Below are 4,756 nucleotides of genomic sequence, written 5' to 3' on the forward strand. Positions count from 1 at the left end.
GATTTAAAATCCGGAAAGATTTCTGTGAAATCGCCAATTGCCCAGGGATTGCTTGGAAAATCCGTTGGCGATAAAGCTGAAATCGCTGTTCCAGCAGGTAAAATTGAGTTTGAAATTGTTGAAATAAGCAGATAATAGAACCGAGAATAAAGAACAAACCCTTTTATATGGCATCGATCTTTTCAAAAATTCTAGCCGGTGAGATACCTGCTCATAAAGTTGCAGAAACAGTTCAGTATCTGGCTTTTCTGGATGTCAACCCGCTCGTGGCGGGACATGTTCTGGTAATCCCAAAAGTCGAAATCGATTATCTGTTTGATATGGATAGCGAGAGCTACGTAGGTCTAATGATGTTTGCCCAGATCGTTGCGAAGGGCTTAAAAGAAGCCATTCCCTGTGAGCGTATTGGCTTAACCGTCATGGGAATGGAGGTTCCACATGCACATATACATCTGATTCCAATGAATAGCATGGATGATATGAATTTTAGCCGGCAAAAGCTTAAGTTTTCTGAGGAGGAACTGGAGGTGATTGCGGAGAGGATTAGAAAAGAACTCTGAGGTCTGAAGCCTGAAGTCGGAGTAGAGTTCTTATACGTGACAGTGAAATTCAAATTTGGTCGGGAATCATCAGACTTCTGACCTCAGACTTCCTACCTCAGATCTCGTTCGAACTTCAGACCTCTGACTTCAGACCTCCGACCTCCGACTTCAGACCTCTGACTTCATTTAATCCGTTTCACATTATCCTTCGCAAAGGCATCCCACCCAGAATAATTTTTTTTATCTCCTGATGTACTTATCTTTTGAAAAGAATGGCAGACAGCGACCGCCAGTCCGTCTGTCGCATCGAGAAACTCAGGGGTTTCCGTAAATTTTAGAAGTGTTTTTAGCATTGCGCTAACCTGCTCTTTTGAAGAATTCCCATTACCTGTTATCGACTGTTTTATTTTCCGCGGGGAGTATTCGAAGATGGGAAGACTCCTGGAGAGGGCAGCAGCCATAGCAACCCCCTGCGCCCGGCCAAGCTTTAACATCACCTGAATATTTTTTCCATAAAACGGTGCTTCTACAGCCAGGCAGTCGGGATGATACTGGTCGATAAGCAGTACTGTTTTTTCAAAGATATGTTTGAGTTTATGGGGATGATCATCCAGATGGTCAAGCTTAACCACCCCCATACATAAAAGATCAATATTGCTTTTCACTTCCTTTACTATCCCGTATCCCATGATAGTGGTTCCGGGGTCGATTCCCAGAATGATCCTCTCCTTAGCTTTATCTTTTAACATCCCTCAATATTAGTAATTTGCAGGCAAAGCTTATTCAAAATTTAGATTCCGCGAAGGTTTTTCTTAACATTGCAGAAAGAAGTACATTGAATCGCCAGTCAAAAAAAATTCTTAGCCTCAGTATCAAGGTTGCCATTCTGGTACTGGCCTTCTGGTTTATTTTTCAGAAACTCAGCGACAATCAGAACATTACCAATTTTAAGTCACTTACAAGTTCTCTATCAGCTTACAGAGTATGGATAGTGCTGATTACTTTATTTCTTTTAATGCTGCTGAATTGGTTCCTGGAGGCATTAAAATGGAAATATCTACTTAGAAACGTAGAAAAAATAAGTACGTGGAGAGCCGTTGAATCCGTCTTTTGCGGACTTACCTGGGCAGTGTTTACACCAAACCGTATTGGCGAATATGCCGGGAGGGTGTTTTTTCTGTCGCCCAGAAAGCGTGTGATAGGAGTTATTTCAATGAGCGTGGGTGCAATCGGGCAAATGGTTGTTACCAATGTTCTTGGGTCATTGGCTTTGTTATGGTTTGTTGGCCGCTTTATGGATCTGAATATAATCGTCAATTTTGCCCTGACGTTTCTGGTGGCGCTATTTTGCAGCTTCTTTTTGCTTTTCTACTTCAATATACAGCTGATTGACAACCTTCTTGCTAAAATAAAAATAATTAAGCCGTTCAGAAGGTTCTTCCGCATACTTGCGAAATACAAAAAAGCTGACCTTTCACGAATCCTGACTTATTGTCTCTCCCGATTTATTGTTTTTACCACTCAGTACTGCCTGGTCATACTTCTTTTGATTCCGGAAATTCCTGTGTTTTCAATGATCCTCATTCTTTTTATTTTGTTTTTTGTTCAGTCTGCCCTGCCGTCATTAGATATATTTGATATTGGGGTTAGAGCATTGACAGCCAGCTATTTCTTTGGATTTCTTACCGACCAGGAGGTGGCCATTATGGCGGCAACTGCGTGTATTTGGCTTATTAACTTAATTATTCCCGCCATCCTGGGGTCTGGTTTTGTATTAAAACTCAATTTCTTTGGTAACTCTCGTAATTAGCATCCTAACAGGAAGCCTGACCTTATTTTATATCGGCATGATCTTTTACCTGAAGGTAGGCTGGCAACGCATACCCTATTTTGAGGTAAGGGAAACTAAAGCATCCACTTTTGTTAGTATCCTGATTGCCGCACGAAATGAGGAAGGGAAAATAGAAAAAACCATTGGGGATATACTGGCGCAAGATTATCCCTCCGATTTATTTGAAATTATTGTAGTTGATGATCATTCGACCGATCGCACCTCCGAAATTATAAGTTCATTCTCAGACAGGGGTGTCAGGCTGATCAAACTCAACGAGTTCGAAAAATTAAATTCCTACAAGAAGAAAGCCATCACAGAGGCCATTGCACTTGCTCAGGGAGAACTGATAATTACGACTGATGCGGATTGCAGAATGGGAGAACTATGGTTAAAGACTATCATTAGCTTTTACGAATCCGGAGATTATAATATGATTTCATCACCGGTATCCTATTTCGAAGAGAAAAACGGTTTCGAAGAAATGCAGACGCTCGAATTCCTTTTCCTCATTGGCCTCGGGGCAGCGGGTATTGGCAATAAAATGCCCGCAACATGCAACGGCGCTAATCTCGCCTATCGAAAAGACGTTTTTTTAAAGCTGAACGGATTTAAAGGGATAGATGATCTGGCTTCAGGCGATGATGAGCTATTCCTACATAAAGTTGCTTCGGCTTATCCCGGAACTCTGGGTTTTTGTAAATCATGGGAGGCAATCGTTTATACGCATGCAAAAGAGAATCTAAAAGAGTTTATTCAGCAAAGAAAGCGATGGGCTTCAAAAAGCACCCGATATAAAAACAAGGGGATAGTATTTCTTGGGGTAGGTGTGTGGTTGTTTAACTTATTGTTTCTGGTTAATTTCATTTCTGGTTTTATCGATCCTGTATTTTGGAAGATAGGTTTGGCAAGTTTATTTTTAAAAGGGCTCATTGAACTTTTATTTTTGTACTCGATATGCTCTTTTGCGCAAAGGAAGAGGCTTTTGTTTTATATGCCTTTATCAACATTGGTACATATAGTATATCTGGTTTTCATCGGAATAGCGGGAAACTCCGGGAAATATAATTGGAAAGGGAGGATGGTTAAGTAAGGCTATTTTTGATATCCCACAACATTTATGTAGTTTTATCGCATCATCACCTATCAGTATTGTATTGGCACAAATTTCCACCTCAGTTATTAATGATGAGAGTGAGTTAATCCAACTGCTGTTAAAAAGGCAGGCCGAGTTAAACTCCTTACTTGAAATCACCCAGGCAATCAATAAAAACAGCTCGTCAAATGTCTTGTTTGAGATGCTTGAAGTTATTTTGAATGTCCATTTAAGGATCGGTAAAGTGCGCTTGCTCATCCGCGAAGGCGAACATTTCTATTGTGCGGCCCGCTTTGGCGGAGAGTTTGAAAACGCCAAAACACTGCAGCAAACATGCCAGGCCCTTTCCGATTATAAGTTTATCACGGCCTTAAGGTCAAATCCGGATGCCTTATTAAGCAAGTACGAATACTTTGTGCCTGTTCATCATAAAGACGAATTTTTAGCATTCGTTTTGATTGGCGATTTTGACACGGGTCATGAGTTGCTAGCCAATGACTTAAATTTTGTCGAGACGCTAATCAACGTTATTGTGGTAGCCCTGGAGAACAAAAAATTATTCAAAGAAATAGTAGGAAGGGAACGTCTTCAAAGAGATATGGAGCTGGCAGTAGAAGTACAGGGCATGCTAATACCACGAAGTCTGCCTAAAACAGGTTCTGTCGAGGTGGGCGCAACCTATCTTCCCAATGAAAACATCGGAGGTGATTACTTCGATTTTATCAAATTAAATGCGGATGAATTTTTATGGTGTATTGCTGATGCCTCTGGAAAAGGAGTTTCGGCTGCACTATTGATGGCTAACTTACAAGCCAGTCTTCGGGCATGGTCGTCAGTAGAGAGTGACCTCGTAAAAGTTACCAGGCACCTGAATGAGATTGTAGTTTCAAATACTAATGGAGAAAGGTTCATTACACTTTTCTTAGGCCTTTACAACGAAAAGACCAGAGTGTTGAAATATGTGAATGCTGGACACAATCCTCCGATTCTGATCAATGAGAATAAATTTAAATTTCTCAAGACAGGTACAACCGTTATTGGTGCATTTGATCAACTTCCTTCCATTGATCTGGGAACAGAAAATTTATCACCGGGTTGCCTGATCTTTAATTATACTGATGGCCTTGTTGAAAGTGCTAACGAAGATATATATATATCTGATGAGGAGTTAGTTGATCATTTAATGCGCCACAGTAATTCATCGGTCGACGATCTAAACGAGGCGATACTTCGAAATATACAGCTTAGTAACAATGCCAGAATGAATTCTGATGATATCACAATACT

6 protein-coding genes are annotated in these 4,756 nt (G+C 40.7%); 5 read left to right on the forward strand and 1 reads right to left on the reverse strand.

Going from position 1 to position 4,756, the window contains the following annotated elements; genetic code table 11:
• Positions 1-135: GreA/GreB family elongation factor (locus WBJ10_RS09685; protein WP_424289735.1), on the forward strand; the 135-nt coding region annotated here is incomplete at its 5' end.
• Positions 136-167: 32 nt separating this feature from the next.
• Positions 168-560, forward strand: a complete 393-nt coding sequence (locus tag WBJ10_RS09690; RefSeq protein ID WP_424289727.1) for an HIT family protein — start codon at positions 168-170, stop codon at positions 558-560.
• Positions 561-724: 164 nt separating this feature from the next.
• Here WBJ10_RS09690 and ruvC read toward each other — a convergent pair whose 3' ends face one another.
• Entirely contained in the window at positions 725-1,291 is a 567-nt protein-coding gene (gene ruvC, locus WBJ10_RS09695; RefSeq protein WP_424289729.1) for a crossover junction endodeoxyribonuclease RuvC, read from the reverse strand.
• An 86-nt stretch (positions 1,292-1,377) separates the two neighbouring features.
• On the opposite strand from ruvC, the gene WBJ10_RS09700 reads away from it, so the two are divergent.
• The 3 genes from WBJ10_RS09700 to WBJ10_RS09710 form a co-directional block, all read left to right on the forward strand.
• Positions 1,378-2,352 (forward strand): lysylphosphatidylglycerol synthase domain-containing protein, encoded by a 975-nt coding sequence (locus WBJ10_RS09700; RefSeq protein ID WP_424289737.1) that lies wholly within the window; start codon positions 1,378-1,380, stop codon positions 2,350-2,352.
• On the forward strand, positions 2,333-3,466 hold the full coding sequence (locus WBJ10_RS09705; protein WP_424289731.1) for a glycosyltransferase family 2 protein: 1,134 nt from the start codon (positions 2,333-2,335) through the stop codon (positions 3,464-3,466). The genes WBJ10_RS09700 and WBJ10_RS09705 overlap by 20 nt, the downstream gene beginning before the upstream one ends.
• Before the next feature lie 64 nt (positions 3,467-3,530).
• Positions 3,531-4,756, forward strand: a 1,226-nt coding sequence (locus tag WBJ10_RS09710) for a SpoIIE family protein phosphatase (protein ID WP_424289733.1), incomplete at its 3' end; no start/stop codon positions are given.

Source organism: Daejeonella sp. (assembly GCF_049655485.1).
Lineage (GTDB): Bacteria > Bacteroidota > Bacteroidia > Sphingobacteriales > Sphingobacteriaceae > Daejeonella.